This is a genomic window from Sphingomonas sp. 35-24ZXX (assembly GCF_000786215.1).
Classification (GTDB): Bacteria; Pseudomonadota; Alphaproteobacteria; order Sphingomonadales; family Sphingomonadaceae; genus Blastomonas.
Genome location: NZ_JROG01000004.1, coordinates 881,346 through 896,739 on the forward strand (window position 1 = coordinate 881,346; position 15,394 = coordinate 896,739).

The following is a 15,394-nucleotide window of genomic DNA, read 5'->3' on the forward strand; positions in this document are numbered from 1 at the left end:
GCCTGAACCTTTCGTCGCAAAAAATCGGGTTATTCGCGGTCGGATGAACCCGTCGTGACCAGCGATACGCGGTTGAGACCCGCGCGGTTCAGCTCGCCCATCACCAGCATGACCTTGCCGTAATCGAGCGTGCGGTCGGCGCGCAGCATCACCTGCGGCGCATCGCCATTGTCTTCGCCGCGCTCACTGCGGATCGCTTCCAGCGCAGCGGGCAGCTCTTCCTGCGATACCGGCGTGTCATCGATGAACGGCTGGCCTTCGGCATCGAGCGAGATCTGGATCGGTTCCTTTTCCTGCTCCAGCGCGTTGGCGCGGCTGTCGGGCAGATCAATCGGCACGCCAGCGACCAGCAACGGCGCGGTGACCATGAAGATGATCAGCAGCACCAGCATCACGTCGACGAACGGCGTGACATTTATCTCTGCAATTGGCGCGCGCGATCGGCCGCGCCGTCCGCCGCCGCCCGATGGACCTACCGACATGCCCATCAGAAGATTTCCTTTTCCAGCTCGCGGCTGAGCTCGCCATGAAAGGCGTCGGAGAAGCGGAAGAGCTTGCCTTCCAGCTTGTTCAGCCGGTGCGAGAAGCGGTTGTAGGCGATGACCGCGGGAATGGCGGCGAACAGGCCGATCGCGGTGGCGAACAGGGCTTCGGCGATGCCGGGGGCGACGACCGCGAGCGAACTGTTCTGCTCGGCGGCGATCGCGGTGAAGCTGCGCATGATGCCCCAGACGGTTCCGAACAGGCCGACGAACGGCGCGACCGACCCCACGGTGGCGAGGAAGTTCAGCCTGTCGGACAAGGTGTCGATCTCGTGCCCGACGCTCGACTGCATGGCCGTGGCCAGCCGCTGGCGTGCGCCGTCGCGGTCGGTCACCTTGCCCTTGGTGGTGCGCCGCCACTCGCCGACGCCCGCCGCCAGCACCCGCGCGCTGGGCAGGGTTTCATGGCCGCGCGCCTTGTAGAAGGCGTCGATATCGCCCGCCTTCCAGAAATCCTGCTCGAAGGCGGCATTGTCGCGGCCGATCTTGCCGATCTTCAGGCCGAAGCTGATGATGATGGTCCAGGTCCAGATGCTGGCCAGCGCCAGCCCGATCATCACCGCCTTGACGACGAGATCGGCCTCCATGAACAGCTTGAGCGGCGACAGGGTGACGGCATCCGGGGTAATGCCCATGGTATCGATCATAGCGGGGATCTGTCTTTCTGGTCGGGATCGAGAATGGCGTTGAATGCATCCATCCAGGCGCGGGGCTGGCGGATGGGGCGTCCTTCGGGATTGATGAATGCTGCGGTAACCTCTGCCTCCAGCAGTGTCTCGAAGGAATCGATGACAGATTGGCCGCGTCGGATGACTCGTTGATGAATGATGCACGCTGCTGCCCGCAAACGTGTGATCTGGCTCATCACAACCAGGTCATCGTCCATTTTGGCCGGACGCACGAAGCGCAAGCGCATGTCGGCCACGGCATAGACCCCGCCGCCGGAATCGTGCGTCGCGCGCTGCTCGACCCCCAGGCAGCGCAGCATGTCGGACCGGGCGCGCTCCAGATAGCGCAGATAGTTGGCATGATAGACGATGCCGGAAAAATCGGTGTCCTCGAAATAGACGCGGCAGGCGAAATAGTGCGCCTGGCCTTCAAACCGGCCGCTGAACGGTATGATGTCGGGCGGGATCATGACCATGTGCCATCGCTTAGAGTCTTTGCGACATCAAAGGCAAGGCTTGCGCTGCTCTCGTGATCATTAATGCCATTTGGCTGCTGCATTTTCCGCCTGACATTGCTATGGGGCGCGGCCCGGCGTAAATTGCCGGGCTGGTCTTGTTGGACGTGTTGGAGTTAATGACGTGGCAGTGAAGTGGACACCTGATAGCTGGCGGACCCAAGAGGCGCGGCATATTCCGGAGTATCGCGACGCCGCCGCGCTTGCCGAAGCGGAGACCACCTTGCGCCATTATCCGCCGCTGGTGTTTGCCGGCGAGGCGCGCAGCCTGGAAAAGGAACTGGCGCGCGTCGCTGCTGGCGAGGCATTCCTGCTGCAGGGCGGCGATTGCGCCGAGAGCTTTGCCGAGTTCCACCCCAACAACATCCGCGACACCTTCCGCGTGCTGCTGCAGATGGCAGTGGTGCTGACCTTCGCCTCGAAGCGCCCGGTGGTGAAGCTGGGCCGCATGGCCGGGCAGTTCGCCAAACCGCGGTCCGCCCCCACCGAGCGGCAGGGCGACATCGAAATGCCGAGCTATTTCGGCGACAACATCAACGGCATCGAGTTCGACGCCGCCGTGCGCGAGCCCGATCCGGCACGGATGGTGCGCGCCTATTCGCAGAGCGCCGCGACGCTGAACCTGCTGCGCGCCTTCGCCAGCGGCGGCTATGCCAGCCTGCAGCAGGTGCAGCAGTGGATGCACGACTTCATGGGCCGCAGCCCCTGGGCGGACCGCTATGCCCAGACCGCCGACCGGATCAGCGAGGCGCTCGACTTCATGCGCGCCTGCGGCATCAGCCCGGACACCGTGCCGCAGCTGCAGGGCACCAGCTTCTACACCAGCCATGAGGCGCTGCTGCTGCCGTTCGAAGAGGCGATGACCCGGCGCGATTCGCTGACCGGCGACTGGTACGACACCTCGGCCCATTTCCTTTGGATCGGCGATCGCACCCGTTTCGAAGGTTCGGCGCATGTCGAATTCCTGCGCGGCATCGGCAATCCGATCGGCATCAAGTGCGGGCCCAGCCTGTCGACCGACGCGTTGCTGTCGATGCTCGATACGCTCAACCCCGCGCGCATTCCCGGGCGGATGACGCTGATCAGCCGCTTCGGCCACGACAAGGTCGAGGCCGGGCTTGCCCCGCTGGTGCGCGCGGTGAGACAAGAGGGTCATCCGGTCATCTGGTCGTGCGACCCGATGCACGGCAATGTCGTGAAGTCCGAGAGCGGCTTCAAGACACGGCCGTTCGAGCGGATCATGGCGGAGCTGCGCGGCTTCTTCGCGGTCCACCGCGCCGAGGGCACGCATGCCGGCGGCATCCACATCGAGATGACCGGGCAGAACGTCACCGAATGCACCGGCGGCGCGATCGCCATCACCGACGAGGCGCTGGGCGACCGCTATCATACGCATTGCGACCCGCGCCTCAACGCGGCGCAGTCGCTTGAGGTCGCTTTCGAGGTGGCCGAGATGCTCAACGCCGAAGTCGCGATGACGGCCAAGCGCGCAGCATGAGCGAGCGGCGGATCATCGTGCAGAAGGAGGTCGTTCGCAATGGCGTCGGCTTCGGCAGCGCGCTGGCCATCGCGATCAGCTATACCGCGCACAAATCGGTACTGTGGGCGATCATCCACGGGTTCTTCTCGTGGTTCTACGTCGTCTACTTCCTGCTGACGCGGGACTGACGAAGAAAACATAACAAGGGGATCGCATGGCTTTTCGGACATTCATCGCCGCTCTGGCGCTCGGCGCCAGCCTTGCTGCGCCTGCCTTCGCGCAGGATGCGGCAGCCGCCAAGACCGCGCTGGCAGGCGATTATGACCGGATCGTCAAGGAACTGATCACCATCACCGAAATTCCCGCGCCGCCGTTCGGCGAACAGGCGCGCGGGGTCTATTTCGCACAGCAGTTCAAGGCGCTGGGCCTGACCGAGGTCGCGACCGACGCCGAAGGCAATGTCACCGGATTGCGGCGCGGCACGGGCGCTGCGGGTGGCCCGCTGGTGGTGATCAGCGCCCATCTCGACACGGTCTTTCCCAAGGGCACCGATGTGAAGGTGCGGCGCGAGGGCAATACGCTCAATGCCCCGGGGGTCGGCGACGATACCGTAGGGCTTGCAGGGCTGCTCGCCTGGGTGCGGGCGCTGAATGCTGCCAAGGTGCCGACGAAGCACGATATCCTGTTCGTCGCCACGGTGGGCGAGGAGGGCCCGGGCGACCTGCGCGGGGTGCGCCACCTGTTCACCAAGAACGTCTACAAGGACCGGATCGCCGCGTTCATCTCGGTCGATGGTTCCGATCCCGCGCGCATCGTCAACCAGGCGGTGGGTTCCAAACGCTACAACATCGCGTTCACCGGCCCCGGTGGCCACAGCTATGGCGCGTTCGGCATCGTCAACCCGATGGCGGCAATGGCCGATGCAGTGAAGCGCCTGTACGAGACCGATGTGCCTGCCAGCCCGCGCACCAGCTATGCCGCCAGCGTCGTTTCGGGCGGCACCTCGGTCAATTCGATCCCCGATCGCATCGAGCTTCAGGTCGACATGCGCTCGCCCGATCCCAAGGCGCTGGACCGGCTGGAAAAGCGCTTCCTCGCCATCGTCGACGAGGCGGTCGCGGCGGAAAACTTTGCCCGCTCGACCAATCTGGGCGAGGTCGGCGCGGAAAAGACCCGCATCGGCGATCGGCCGGCGGGCAGTACTGCAGATACCCATCCGCTGGTGGTCACCAGCCTCAAGGTGCTGGCTGAACATGGCTATTCGACCCAGCTGCAGGCATCGTCGACCGATTCCAATATCCCGATGAGCCTCAACATTCCGGCGATCACCATCGGCACCGGCGGCGGTGGCGGACGGGCACATTCGGTCGACGAATACGTCAACATCGAACGCAATGCCTTTGTCGGCGGGCTGTCTTCGGGCCTCGCGCTGCTGGTGGCGGTCGCTGATCTGGACTGGTCGAAAAAATGATCCGAGCGCTGCCGATCGCTGCCGCCGCTGCCGTGCTGGCCGGATGCGCATCGCCGGTGGTGACGCGGATCGATTCAGCCAGCCCTGTCGCGGTTGCCGCACCGGCCAGTTTTGCGCTGGCCCCGGTGCCCGATGATCTTGCGCCCGAACATGTGCAGGCCCGCGACATGGTGGTGGCGGGCTTGCGCCAGCGCGGCTGGCGTGATGCCGAAGCTGCCGACTATCTGCTTGCGGTTGCACTGGCGGATCGTCCAGCCACGGCCAACCTCAAGGCCGGCGATGATGCGGGACGTGCCGTCGCTGTTCTTGCACCCGCCGCGACCCGCGACAACAACAAGGGCTGTGCCCGGCGCGACCACCGGCTGGGCATCACGCTGACCGAGCGGACCAGCGGCGTCATCGCCTATTCGGGCTCTGCGGCCGAATTCCACTGCAAGGCTGCCTTGTCCGAAAGCCTGCCGCACCTGGTCAGCGCCGCGCTCGACGGGATGGGCCGACCCTCAGGCAGCCGCCAGCAGGAACGCGACGGGCCGCGCTGAAGCTGCCCGCAGGCGCTCATTCGTCCAGCGGCAGCGACAGGATGAACTGCGCGCCACCTGTGGGCTGGTTGATGGCTTCGATCGTCCCCTGGTGCCGCGCCGCCACCGCGGCGACATAGTTCAGCCCCAGCCCGACGCCCTTGACCGCCGTTCCGGCACGCTCGCTGGCGAAGCGCTGGAACAGGTACGGCAGGATCGCCGGGTCGATGCCCTTGCCCTCGTCTCGCACCGCGATCCGCACCATTCCGCCTGCGATATCGACATGCACCGTCACCTGGCCTCGGTCGGGGCTGTATTTGACCGCATTGTCGATCAGGTTGACGCAGGCGCGGAACAGGCTTTCGCGTTCGGCCGCGACAAAGGCGCAGTCGCTTTCGTCGGTCACCGTCACCTGCACGCCGCGCTGCTGCGCCACCGGCCAGAGGCTGTCGGCGGCTTCGCTGGCCAGATCGCTGGCGATCACCGGTTCGGGCTCGAACGGCCGTTCCTGCATCCGCGCGAGATCGACGAAATTGTCGGCGAGGGTGAGCGTCTGGCGCGCATGCCGGGCGATCCGTGTGCGGTCGATCTCACCGCCCTGCTGCCCGACCAGCGCCAGAATCGCCGCCTGCGGCGCGCGCATGTCGTGCGAGAGCAATTGCAGCATCCGCTCGCGTTCTGCCCTGGCTTCGGCGATCTCGGTGATGTCGGTCAGATAGTCGATATGGCCGCGAAGGCTGCCATCAGCGCTGACGATCGCCGCACGCCGCAGCACGAAGCTGCGCCGGTCGCGCGTCTCGAACTCCATATGCCGATGCGCCGGATCGGCGAGATAGGCGGCCAGTCCAGACGATACCGCCGGCAGGGCCATGCTGGCCAGCAGCGCAGCTGCGTCTTTGCCCGCCAGATCGCTGCCGAAGGCTGTATCGGCAGCGGCGTTGGTCAGCACGATCTGCCCGCTCATGTCGCTGACCAGGGCAGGATCGGGCAGCCCGGCGAGGGTGTCGCCGACAAAGCGCTTGAGATCGCGCAGCTGGTCGATCGCCCCTGCCAGCTGTCCCGCCTGCCGGGTGACATGATCGGTATCGGCAGGCCCGGGGCCGCCCAGGGGCAGGGCCTCCTCGCGCTCCAGCGCCGCGAGCTCGCTTGCCATATAGTCGCTGGTTGCCTGCAGCCTGCGCCAGCCCCACAGCGGATAGACAAGGGCAAGGCCGAGCATCGCCGGGCCGGGGGCGATCCACAGATCAAAGGCCAGCGCGGTGATGCTGATCACCAGCACGGCCGCCGCGAGCGCCAGCACCAGAAGATTGACGGCGCGCGGCCTGAGCCGCCAGAAGGCGATCAGCAGGATCCACGCCGGGGAGAGGGTGAAGGCCAGCGCGGCAAGCGCATGCGGCTGGCGCACCCAATGCCGGCTGGAGCGCGCATTGGCGATATTGGCATTGATCTCGACTCCGGGCATGTTGCCGCCATCCGCAACCGGAACGGGATAGCGATCGCCCAGGCCTTGCGCGGTCATGCCGATCAGCACCCGGCGCCCGGTGATCAGCGCCGCGGGCACCTCACCGCGCAGCACGCTGCTGAACGACACGGTGGCAAAGCCTTCCGGCGGCACGAAACGCAGCCGCTGGGGCTGCAGGCAGGATGGCCCATCGGCTGGGTCGGCGCCCAATGTCATCAGATGGGGCTCGGGTCCCGTGGCGGGGTCGGGTTCGAAACACAGCAAGGCAGAACGGACGGTGCCGTCCGCATCGATCGGCGTGTTGGCATGGCCGGTGCCGGCAGCAGCCCTTGCCAGGAGCGGTGCCGGGTCGAGCCTGTCGAACGCCTTGCCATTGCGGCCCGGCTGCACGAACTGCATGGGAAGATGGACACGCCCCGATCGTTGCAGCGCCGCCGCCAGCGCAGCATCATCGGCCGACGGCTCCGACAGCAAGAGGTCCAGCGTCACCGAGGCGGCCCGCGCGTCTGTCAGCCGATCGATCAGCTGCGCATGCAGGCCGCGCGGCCAGGGCCAGCGTCCCAGCGCGGCCAGGCTGGGCTCGTCGATAGCGATGATCAGAATGTCGGAGTCGGCTTCCGCAGGCGCAATGCGCATAGCGGCATCATAGAGCAGGTCGTCGGCGGGCCGGGTCCATTGGCCAAGGACCGCGGCCGTCAGGATCGCCGTGGCCAGCGCCGCAACCCAGGCCCATTCGATGCGGAAACGGCGTCGCAGGGCCGCCGCGCCGCTCCGGTCATTCATCGAGGGCAAAGCTCTCGAACTGCGACCATTCGGTGTCGATTTCCTCGGCGCTGTGCGTGGTGGTGCCCACCCGCCACTGATAGCGGCCCGGTGGCAGGTCGCTCAGCACGATAGACGATCCCGATAGCCCGGCCTCGTCGACGATGAACACCGCGCTGTCGGCACTGCGCAGCTGGAACCGGTAGCGCCGCACGCCTTCACCACTGCCCGTCCAGCGGAAGACATAGCCCTCTTCGCCCGCCACCGCGCCCTGGGTCGCGGTCGCCAGCCGGCGGCGGAACGCCACCGTGCCGGGCACGCCCTCAAGACCGGAGACGGCAATCGCGGTGAACCGGGCGAAATAGTTGCCGTTGGGGAGCGCCGCGAGCGTGAAGTCCGGTGCGCTGGCATCCACATCCTCGACGACATCGACAAAGCCGCTGTCGCGCGCGATCAGCAGCCGATAGCGCGCCGCGCCGGGCATGGCCTCGACGGCGAATGACAGCGCCGGCGCGCGCTGCACCCCGCTGCCGCTGGTCACGACAGGGGCCGGCAGCAACGGTTCCACCGCGATGCCGCCCGTGCGGCCGATCACGGCGCCGAACTCGGGTGCCAGCCGCGTTTCCTTGGCGACCTCGCCGGCGGTGATGCCGATCCCGCCCTCAATCAGCTCGGCGCGCGCGGTGGCCGTGGCAGCGTCATAATGGCTGCGGAAGTCGGTGCCGCGCACCGCGGAGACCGCGATCGGGTTGCGCAGGCGAAAGCGGTCGTCGCGATTGCGAAACGGGGTGACGCGGCTGCGCACCGACCCGCTTTCCAGCGCCAGATCATAGTCGATGCTGTCGGTGATCAGCAGCTTGCGCAGCCGTGCAATCCTCAGCGCGCTGTTCGAGGGCAGGGTGATCACCGATCCGTCGGTCAGTGCCAGCGAGAGCGACGAGGCAGGGCCGGTCGAGACCCTGGCGCCTTCGCCCAAGGCCTGGCCCATGGTCACCGCGCGCGCCGCCTGGCCCGGCAGCACGACCTGTGCTTCGCCGCGAAAAGCGGCGACGGTTGCGGTCGCGGGGCGGGATTTCAGCAGCCGGATCGGCAGCGAAAGGCTGCTCGCCACCGGCAACCGGTGCGGATCGGCGACACGGTTGAGCCTTTGGACCTGTTTCCAGTCGGTTTGGCGGACAAGATAGGCCCGCGCCAGGCTGATCAGCGTATCCCCCTTGCGCACGGTATAGACGATCGCGTCATCGGTGCGCTCCGCCTGCGCGCGGGCGGATTGGGGTACGGCCAGGATGCCTGCGAACGCCATCGCCAGCAGCATCAGCCATGAAATCGGCGTGGCACGCAGGGTCATTCGGTGGCAGCTTGGTCCTTGGCCGGATCGATGGTTTCCAGGCGATAGCCATAGCCGAAAACCGTGAAGATGCGATAGCCGTTCTCGGGCTTCAGCGCGAGCTTGGAGCGGACGCGCGAGATGTGCATGTCCAGCGTGCGCGTCGCAAGATCGGCGCTCGTCCGCCAGATCGTCTCCATGATATAGGCGCGCGACAAGGTGCGGTCGCGGTTGCGGAACAGCAGGTCGGCCAGCTCGAATTCCTTGGCGGTGAGCACGATTTCCTCGCCCTGATGCCGGATGGTCTGGGCCATGCGGTCGAGCCGATAGGCGCCATATTCCGCGACCTTGTCGGTGCTTGCGCCGCCGCTGGTCCGGCGCAGCACGGCAGCAATCCGCGCGGCGATCACGCCTTCCTCTTCGGGCTTGCAGATATAATCGTCGGCACCGGCGTTCAGCGCATCGGTGACGTCGCGCTTGGCGGTGCGCGCGGTAAGCATGATGACCGGTGGCGGCGTTTCGATGGTGGTCTGCATCCACTGGATGACCTGCAGTCCGGTCTTGCCGGGCATGTTCCAGTCGAGCATCACCAGATCGAACGTGTCACGCAACAGGGCAGACGAGAGCCTGTCTCCGTCGTTGAACTTGGCACAGATATGCCCCATGCCAATGACAACGTTTTCAAGAAAGTTCAGACTGGTGCTGTCATCATCAGCGATCGCGATGCGCATTAAGTTCCCCCGACTTGCGCCCCGGTTGGCTTTAACCCTTGTTAACCAGTCAAATGCCTGTTTCCGCTGTGGTTGGCGAGTCCCCCTGAACGTGTTTTTACATTGCTTTACATTAGTCGGCGCAATCGTGGTGCGGTTGCCCGCCCGTCGGACATACGCTAGTCGCGCGCTTTCCCTGAATTGAGGACCCGATGATCTCCAGCAGCATTCACCTTGAGCAGCTTTGCGCCGACCTGGGCTTTGCCCTGCCGCAAGGGACCATTGCCGTGTCCAGCCCGGTCGATGGCATGGCTGTCGCAGGGTTCGATCCCGCAGACGATGGCAAGGTCGCACAGGTGGCCGCACGCGCGGCGCAGGCATTCCACCAGTGGCGCTGCGTCCCGGCTCCGCGCCGCGGAGAGCTGGTCCGCCAGCTCGGCATGGCGCTGCGCGAGCACAAGCAGGATCTGGGCATGCTGGTCACGCTCGATTGCGGCAAGCCCCTGTCCGAAGGGCTGGGCGAGGTGCAGGAGATGATCGATATCTGCGACTTCGCGGTGGGCCTGTCGCGCCAGCTGCATGGCCTGACCATCGCCAGCGAACGCCCGGGCCACCGGATGAGCGAGACCTGGCACCCGTTGGGGCCGGTGGCGATCATCACCGCGTTCAACTTCCCCGTCGCGGTCTGGGCCTGGAACGCCGCGCTGGCGCTGGTCTGCGGCGACAGCGTGGTGTGGAAGCCATCGGAAAAGACGCCGCTGACCGCGCTGGCGGTGCAGGCATTGTTCGACCGCGTTGCAGCGCAATTCGGCTCCGATGCCCCCGAGGGGCTGTCGCAGCTGGTGCTGGGCGATGCCGCGACCGGCGCTGCGCTTGTTGGCGATCCCGCCATCGCGCTCGTGTCCGCGACCGGAAGCACCGCGATGGGGCGCATCGTCGGCCAGGCGGCGGCGAAGCGCTTTGCGCGCAGCCTGCTCGAACTCGGCGGCAACAACGCGACGATCGTCGCACCCTGCGCCGACATGGATCTGGCGCTCAGCGGCTGCGCCTTCGGCTTCATGGGAACGACCGGTCAGCGGTGCACGTCCCTGCGGCGGCTGTTCGTCCACGCTTCGATCTACGACAGCTTTGTGCCCCGGATCATCTCGGCGGCGGCGCGGCTGCCGATCGGCGATCCGCGCGATGCTGCGACGCTGGCCGGTCCGCTGATCGACGAAGCGGCGTTTGCCGCGATGCAGGCGGCCCTGGCGGATGCCCGGGCGCTGGGAGCCACAGTGCACGGGGGTGAGCGGATCGAAGGGCCGGGGCAGGGGGTTTATGTTCGCCCGGCGGTGGTCGAGATGCCTTCGCAGACCGGCCCGATGCTGCGCGAAACCTTCGCGCCGATCCTCTATTGCCTGCGCTACGACACATTGGAGGAAGCGATCGCGCTCAACAACGCTGCTGCGCAGGGCCTGTCGTCCTCGATCTTCACCAATGATCTGCGCGAGGCGGAGGCCTTTGTGGCGGCGGCAGGCAGCGATTGCGGCATCGCCAACGTCAACATCGGCACGTCGGGTGCGGAAATCGGCGGCGCATTCGGCGGCGAGAAGGAAACCGGCGGTGGCCGCGAGTCCGGATCGGACAGCTGGAAGGCCTATATGCGGCGCCAGACCAGCACGGTGAACTATTCGCGCGCGCTGCCGCTGGCGCAGGGGGTCAAGTTCGAGCTGTAACGCGGCGTCAGTGCGCTCCGCGGTTCAGCGCGACGTGCACCTTGCTGGCCAGTTCGTCGACGCTGTAGGGCTTCACCAGCAGCACCACGTCGCTGTCGATCACGCCGTTGTGCAGGATCGCGTTGCGGGTGTAGCCGGTGGTGTAGAGCACCTTGAGGTCGGGGCGGACCTTGCGCAGCCTTTCGGTCAGCTGCCGCCCGTTCATGCCCGGCATGACGACGTCGGTGAACAGCAGGTCGATGGCCAGGCCATTCTGGATCAGTTGCAGGGCCTTTTCCGGGCTGCCGACGTCGTGCACGGTAAAGCCGAGCTCGACCATGCTGGCGCGTGCCATCGCGCGGACACCATCATCGTCTTCCACCACCAGCACGACAAGGTCCTGGGGCGGGGCAAAGCGGATGCTGTCGCGCGAACCGCCCTCCATGGCATCGTCGCCGTCGCCCGATCGGGGCAGATACAGCTTGATCGTCGTGCCCTTGCCCTGTTCGGAATAGAGGTTGAGGTGCCCGTGCGACTGCTTGAGAAAGCCGTAGACCTGGCTCAGTCCCAGCCCGGTGCCCTTGCCGACATCCTTGGTGGTGAAGAAGGGATCCAGCGCCCGCGCCTGCACTTCGGGTGCCATGCCGATGCCGGTGTCGCTGATCGCGATCTGGATGTATTCGCCGGGCACCAGATCATCATGCTGGCGGCAATAGCCTGCATCCAGCACGATATTGGCGGTCTCGATCATCAGTTGCCCGCCATCGGGCATGGCGTCGCGGGCGTTGACGGCGAGGTTGATGATCGCAGTTTCCAATTGGGTCTGATCGGCATGGCACGGCCAGACCGTCTGATCGAGCTGCATGCTGATCTCGATCTGCTCGCCCAGGGTGCGCTCGAGCAGGGCATTGACGTTGCCCACCAGCGCGTTGACGTCCAGCCTGCGCGGCGCCAGCGGCTGCTTGCGGGCATAGGCCAGCAGCCGGTGAGTAAGCGAGGCGGCGCGTTCCGCGGCGGTCGCGGCATTGTCGATATGCGTGACCACCCGGGTGTCGGGCTCTGACCCCAGACGGCGTTTCGCAAGGTCCAGTGATCCGGTAATGATCGCCAGCATGTTGTTGAAATCGTGCGCGATGCCGCCGGTCAGATGGCCGATGGCGTCGAGCTTTTCCGCCTGGTGCAATCGCGCTTCGGCGGCCTGCCGGTCGGCAACCTCGGCCTGCAGCTGGCGGGTCCTGGCGACAACAAGATCATCCAGATCGGCATTCAGCCGCGCCAGTTGCTCTGCCACCGCCATGCGGTCGTCATGCGCGCGGAAGACGCTTTCGATGATCAGCGCGATCATCAGGCTGGTCAGCAGGAAGAAGGTGGTGGGCAACCAATCCATGTCGTTCGGGCGCGCCATCGCCACGCTGGGCATGATCAGCAATTCCAGCGCGATAGCGCCCAGCGCAGTGGTCAGCATGGCGGGCCAGAAGCCGGCAAAAAAGGCGGTGATCACGATCCCGCCGAACAGAGTGATGAAGGGAACGCCGCTGAGATAGGGATCCAGTGCAAGCCTGCCGCCGACGCCGAGCAGGCACGCCCCCATCGCGATGCCGATGCGGATCGCTGGCGAGCGCCGCGTCATGCGCGCCCATCCGGTAGCGAGGGCCAATCGTTTCATCATGGAGGGTGTTTCCGTTCGGAATGCCCGACCCTGATAAACCTGTTCCATCATCTGACGCAAACTTATGTTGGGATCGCAAAGCTTTGCGCGATGGAGCCCACATTTCCGCGGATTTTGGCCTTGCGCTCAGCGATGCTCGTCTTGCGCTGACCGGGCGCCATGGCCCAGCGCCAGATAGCTGTCCGACTGCATTTCCATCAGCCGCGAGATCGTGCGGTCGAATTCGAACCGGCCGTCGCCACTCGCATACAGGTCGGCAGGCTCCGCATCGGCAGACGCGATCAGCTTCACCTTCATCTCGTACAGCGCATCGATCAATGTCACGAAGCGCGCCGCCTCGTTGCGGTTTTCCGGCCCCAGCTGCGGAATGCCGACCAGGAAAACGGTGTGATAGCGTCGTGCGATGGCCAGATAATCGGGCGCGCCGCGCGCCTCGGTGCACAGTTTCTTGAACGAGAAGACGGCCACGCCCTTCAGCGACTTGGGGGCATGAACCGACCGCCCGCCGCTGACCGGGATATCCGCCGATGGCACATGCGCGGCATCGTCCGGCGAATAATCGGTCATCCGGAAGAACGCCTCGCGCAACGCGGCGGTGGCCGCCGGACCGTTGGGCACGTGCCAGGTATCGGTGCCCGACAGGCGCTCCAGCCGGTAATCGACCGGACCGTTGAGCGACAGGACGTCGAGCCGCTGCTTGATCAGCGCGATGAACGGCAGGAAATGCTCGCGATTGAGGCCGTCCTTGTACAGATCGTCGGGCGGGCGGTTGGACGTCGTGACGATCGTCACGCCCGCCTCGATGATCGCGGTGAACAGGCGCGACATGATCATCGCATCGGCGCTGTTGTTGACGACCATCTCGTCGAACGCGATCAGACGGTAATTGTCGCTGAACTGGCGCGCAACCGGGGGGATCGGGTCACCCTGCATCTTGTCGCGCTCGATGCGCAGCCGGGCATGGATGTCCTGCATGAACTCGTGGAAATGGACACGGACCTTGCGGTTGATGCCGACCGATTCATAGAACAGGTCCATCAGCATCGACTTGCCGCGGCCGACCCCGCCGAACATGTAGAGCCCGCGCACCGGTTGCGGCTGGGGCTGCATCGCCATCAGCCGCCACAACAGGCTTCCGCGCGGAGGGACGGCCTCGAGCGCGTCCTGCATCGCCTGCAGCCGGACTGCGGCGGCGCGCTGATCGGCATCGGCTCGCAGCTCTCCGGCGCTGACCAGCGCCTCGTAGCGGGCGAGCGTCCCGGTCAAGCCTTGGGGCTCCTCGGCGCAGGCGTCTTGCGGATCGTTCCGGTAAAGGCGCACACCGTCTCGCCCTGCTGCTTGACCAGCCCCCGCAGGAACAGCAGGCGTCCGGTTTCGCGGATGATCTCGACCTCGGCATCCAGCGGAATGCCGACCTTGCCCGCCCCGACGAAATGGCTTCCCAGCTCCAACGTGACCGCCGGGCCGTGGCGCAGCGACCCGTTGAGCCGTGCGCAGACGAAGAGCGCAATATCGACCTGGGTCAGGATCGCGCCGCCATGAACGTTGTTGGCCAGATTGCCCTGCAGATGCCCCGGTTCGGTGCGAACGACGACGGTGCCGTCGGCGCGCTTCATCACCCACATCGGGCCCAAGGTGCTGTTGTAGCGATTGTCCTCGCGCAAGGCCCAGCGCATCCAGCCCGGACGATCGGGGTCCGGGCCAAAAGCGAAATCATCGGGCAGTTGAAGAGTTTGCGCGTCCACCGGCGGGATGGTTATCGAACGGGTCCGTCAGCCTTGCGGCCGATCAGACGTGCCGTTCGACCTCCATCTTCTTGATCTCGGCAATCGCGCGCGCCGGGTTCAGCCCCTTGGGGCAGACATTGGCGCAGTTCATGATGGTGTGGCAGCGATAGAGACGGAACGGATCTTCCAGCTCGTCGAGCCGCTCGCCGGTCAGCTCGTCGCGGCTGTCTGCCAGCCAGCGATAGGCCTGCAGCAGGATGGCGGGGCCCAGGAACTTGTCCGAGTTCCACCAGTAGCTGGGGCAGCTGGTCGAGCAGCACGCGCACAGGATGCACTCGTACAGGCCGTCCAGCTTGGCGCGATCGGCGGGCGACTGCAGGCGCTCCTTGCCCGAAGGCACGGGGGTCACAGTCTGCAGCCACGGGCGGATCGAAGCATATTGCGCGTAGAAATGGCTGAAATCGGGGACCAGGTCCTTGATCACGTCCATGTGCGGCAGCGGAGTGATGCGCACCTCGCCCTTGCAATCCTCGATCGCGGTGGTGCAGGCAAGGCCGTTGCGGCCATTGATGTTCATCGAGCACGATCCGCAGATGCCTTCGCGGCACGACCGGCGGAAGGTCAGCGTCGAATCCTGCTCCGACTTCATCTTGATCAGCGCGTCGAGCACCATCGGGCCGCAATCGTCCAGATCGATGTCGAACGTGTCGTAGCGCGGGTTTTCGCCGCTGTCGGGATCATAGCGGTACACCTTGAACCGTTTGGTCCGGCCGCCGGTCATCGCTTGAAACGCCTGGCCCCTGCCAGTGATCTTGCTGTTTGCCGGAAGCGTAAAGGTAGCCATGGAAA

At 65.7% G+C, this 15,394-nt stretch carries 15 protein-coding genes; 5 read left to right on the forward strand and 10 right to left on the reverse strand.

The annotated features are described in order from the left end of the window. Window positions 1–29: 29 nt before the first annotated feature. Genes tolR through LI72_RS12330 form a run of 3 tightly spaced genes read right to left on the reverse strand, consistent with a single transcriptional unit; the run spans window position 30 to window position 1,686 of the window. Window positions 30–488 carry a protein TolR gene (gene tolR, locus LI72_RS12320; protein WP_033926074.1) on the reverse strand — a complete coding sequence of 153 codons (459 nt, stop codon included), beginning with the start codon at window positions 486–488 and terminating at the stop codon, window positions 30–32. Beyond that, window positions 488–1,189: a protein TolQ gene (tolQ, locus tag LI72_RS12325; protein WP_033926075.1), complete on the reverse strand. Its 702-nt coding sequence runs from the start codon at window positions 1,187–1,189 to the stop codon at window positions 488–490. The genes tolR and tolQ overlap by 1 nt, the downstream gene beginning before the upstream one ends. Then, window positions 1,186–1,686, reverse strand: a complete 501-nt coding sequence (locus tag LI72_RS12330; RefSeq protein ID WP_033926076.1) for a YbgC/FadM family acyl-CoA thioesterase — start codon at window positions 1,684–1,686, stop codon at window positions 1,186–1,188. Before LI72_RS12330 ends, tolQ begins: the two co-directional genes overlap by 4 nt. 163 nt (window positions 1,687–1,849) lie before the next feature. Between LI72_RS12330 and LI72_RS12335 the strand changes: the two genes are divergently transcribed. The 4 genes from LI72_RS12335 to LI72_RS12345 are packed head-to-tail and all read left to right on the forward strand — an operon-like array spanning window position 1,850 to window position 5,215. Further along, window positions 1,850–3,223, forward strand: a complete 1,374-nt coding sequence (locus LI72_RS12335) for a class II 3-deoxy-7-phosphoheptulonate synthase (protein ID WP_033926077.1) — start codon at window positions 1,850–1,852, stop codon at window positions 3,221–3,223. Next, a complete protein-coding gene (locus LI72_RS20330) occupies window positions 3,220–3,393 on the forward strand; it encodes a hypothetical protein (RefSeq protein WP_023837985.1) in 174 nt (57 codons plus the stop codon). Before LI72_RS12335 ends, LI72_RS20330 begins: the two co-directional genes overlap by 4 nt. Window positions 3,394–3,419: 26 nt before the next feature. Then, window positions 3,420–4,676: a M20/M25/M40 family metallo-hydrolase gene (locus tag LI72_RS12340; protein WP_033926078.1), complete on the forward strand. Its 1,257-nt coding sequence runs from the start codon at window positions 3,420–3,422 to the stop codon at window positions 4,674–4,676. After that, window positions 4,673–5,215 (forward strand): hypothetical protein, encoded by a 543-nt coding sequence (locus LI72_RS12345; protein WP_033926079.1) that lies wholly within the window; start codon window positions 4,673–4,675, stop codon window positions 5,213–5,215. Before LI72_RS12340 ends, LI72_RS12345 begins: the two co-directional genes overlap by 4 nt. Before the next feature lie 16 nt (window positions 5,216–5,231). Here LI72_RS12345 and LI72_RS12350 read toward each other — a convergent pair whose 3' ends face one another. Genes LI72_RS12350 through LI72_RS12360 form a run of 3 tightly spaced genes read right to left on the reverse strand, consistent with a single transcriptional unit; the run spans window position 5,232 to window position 9,476 of the window. Further along, the gene (locus tag LI72_RS12350; RefSeq protein WP_033926080.1) at window positions 5,232–7,439 is read right to left on the reverse strand and encodes a CHASE2 domain-containing protein; all 2,208 of its coding nucleotides are present in this window, start codon (window positions 7,437–7,439) and stop codon (window positions 5,232–5,234) included. Next, window positions 7,432–8,766, reverse strand: a complete 1,335-nt coding sequence (locus tag LI72_RS12355; protein WP_033926081.1) for a FecR family protein — start codon at window positions 8,764–8,766, stop codon at window positions 7,432–7,434. Before LI72_RS12355 ends, LI72_RS12350 begins: the two co-directional genes overlap by 8 nt. Then, window positions 8,763–9,476, reverse strand: coding sequence for a response regulator transcription factor (locus LI72_RS12360; protein WP_033926082.1), 714 nt, complete (start codon window positions 9,474–9,476; stop codon window positions 8,763–8,765). The genes LI72_RS12355 and LI72_RS12360 overlap by 4 nt, the downstream gene beginning before the upstream one ends. Window positions 9,477–9,667: 191 nt before the next feature. Between LI72_RS12360 and amaB the strand changes: the two genes are divergently transcribed. Beyond that, on the forward strand, window positions 9,668–11,170 hold the full coding sequence (gene amaB, locus LI72_RS12365) for an L-piperidine-6-carboxylate dehydrogenase (protein WP_033926083.1): 1,503 nt from the start codon (window positions 9,668–9,670) through the stop codon (window positions 11,168–11,170). Window positions 11,171–11,177: 7 nt separating this feature from the next. Here the strand turns inward: amaB and LI72_RS12370 are convergent, their stop codons facing one another. The 4 genes from LI72_RS12370 to LI72_RS12385 all read right to left on the reverse strand — a co-directional run bounded on the left by LI72_RS12370 (window position 11,178) and on the right by LI72_RS12385 (window position 15,389). Next, the gene (locus LI72_RS12370) at window positions 11,178–12,818 is read right to left on the reverse strand and encodes an ATP-binding protein (protein ID WP_197051889.1); all 1,641 of its coding nucleotides are present in this window, start codon (window positions 12,816–12,818) and stop codon (window positions 11,178–11,180) included. A gap of 126 nt (window positions 12,819–12,944) precedes the next feature. Next, the gene (zapE, locus tag LI72_RS12375) at window positions 12,945–14,084 is read right to left on the reverse strand and encodes a cell division protein ZapE (RefSeq protein WP_033926085.1); all 1,140 of its coding nucleotides are present in this window, start codon (window positions 14,082–14,084) and stop codon (window positions 12,945–12,947) included. Beyond that, window positions 14,081–14,563, reverse strand: coding sequence for a PaaI family thioesterase (locus LI72_RS12380; RefSeq protein ID WP_231562460.1), 483 nt, complete (start codon window positions 14,561–14,563; stop codon window positions 14,081–14,083). Before LI72_RS12380 ends, zapE begins: the two co-directional genes overlap by 4 nt. A gap of 43 nt (window positions 14,564–14,606) precedes the next feature. Next, on the reverse strand, window positions 14,607–15,389 hold the full coding sequence (locus tag LI72_RS12385) for a succinate dehydrogenase iron-sulfur subunit (protein WP_033926086.1): 783 nt from the start codon (window positions 15,387–15,389) through the stop codon (window positions 14,607–14,609). Window positions 15,390–15,394: the final 5 nt, after the last annotated feature.

Coding starts and splice junctions, on each gene's coding strand:
- LI72_RS12360 (WP_033926082.1), bottom strand. CDS start 9,476: ATGCGCATCGCGATCGCTGATGATGACAGCACCAGTCTGAACTTTCTT.
- LI72_RS12340 (WP_033926078.1), top strand. CDS start 3,420: ATGGCTTTTCGGACATTCATCGCCGCTCTGGCGCTCGGCGCCAGCCTT.
- LI72_RS12385 (WP_033926086.1), bottom strand. CDS start 15,389: ATGGCTACCTTTACGCTTCCGGCAAACAGCAAGATCACTGGCAGGGGC.
- LI72_RS12345 (WP_033926079.1), top strand. CDS start 4,673: ATGATCCGAGCGCTGCCGATCGCTGCCGCCGCTGCCGTGCTGGCCGGA.
- LI72_RS12355 (WP_033926081.1), bottom strand. CDS start 8,766: ATGACCCTGCGTGCCACGCCGATTTCATGGCTGATGCTGCTGGCGATG.
- LI72_RS20330 (WP_023837985.1), top strand. CDS start 3,220: ATGAGCGAGCGGCGGATCATCGTGCAGAAGGAGGTCGTTCGCAATGGC.
- LI72_RS12330 (WP_033926076.1), bottom strand. CDS start 1,686: ATGGTCATGATCCCGCCCGACATCATACCGTTCAGCGGCCGGTTTGAA.
- tolR (WP_033926074.1), bottom strand. CDS start 488: ATGGGCATGTCGGTAGGTCCATCGGGCGGCGGCGGACGGCGCGGCCGA.
- tolQ (WP_033926075.1), bottom strand. CDS start 1,189: ATGATCGATACCATGGGCATTACCCCGGATGCCGTCACCCTGTCGCCG.
- LI72_RS12350 (WP_033926080.1), bottom strand. CDS start 7,439: ATGAATGACCGGAGCGGCGCGGCGGCCCTGCGACGCCGTTTCCGCATC.
- amaB (WP_033926083.1), top strand. CDS start 9,668: ATGATCTCCAGCAGCATTCACCTTGAGCAGCTTTGCGCCGACCTGGGC.
- LI72_RS12370 (WP_197051889.1), bottom strand. CDS start 12,818: ATGATGAAACGATTGGCCCTCGCTACCGGATGGGCGCGCATGACGCGG.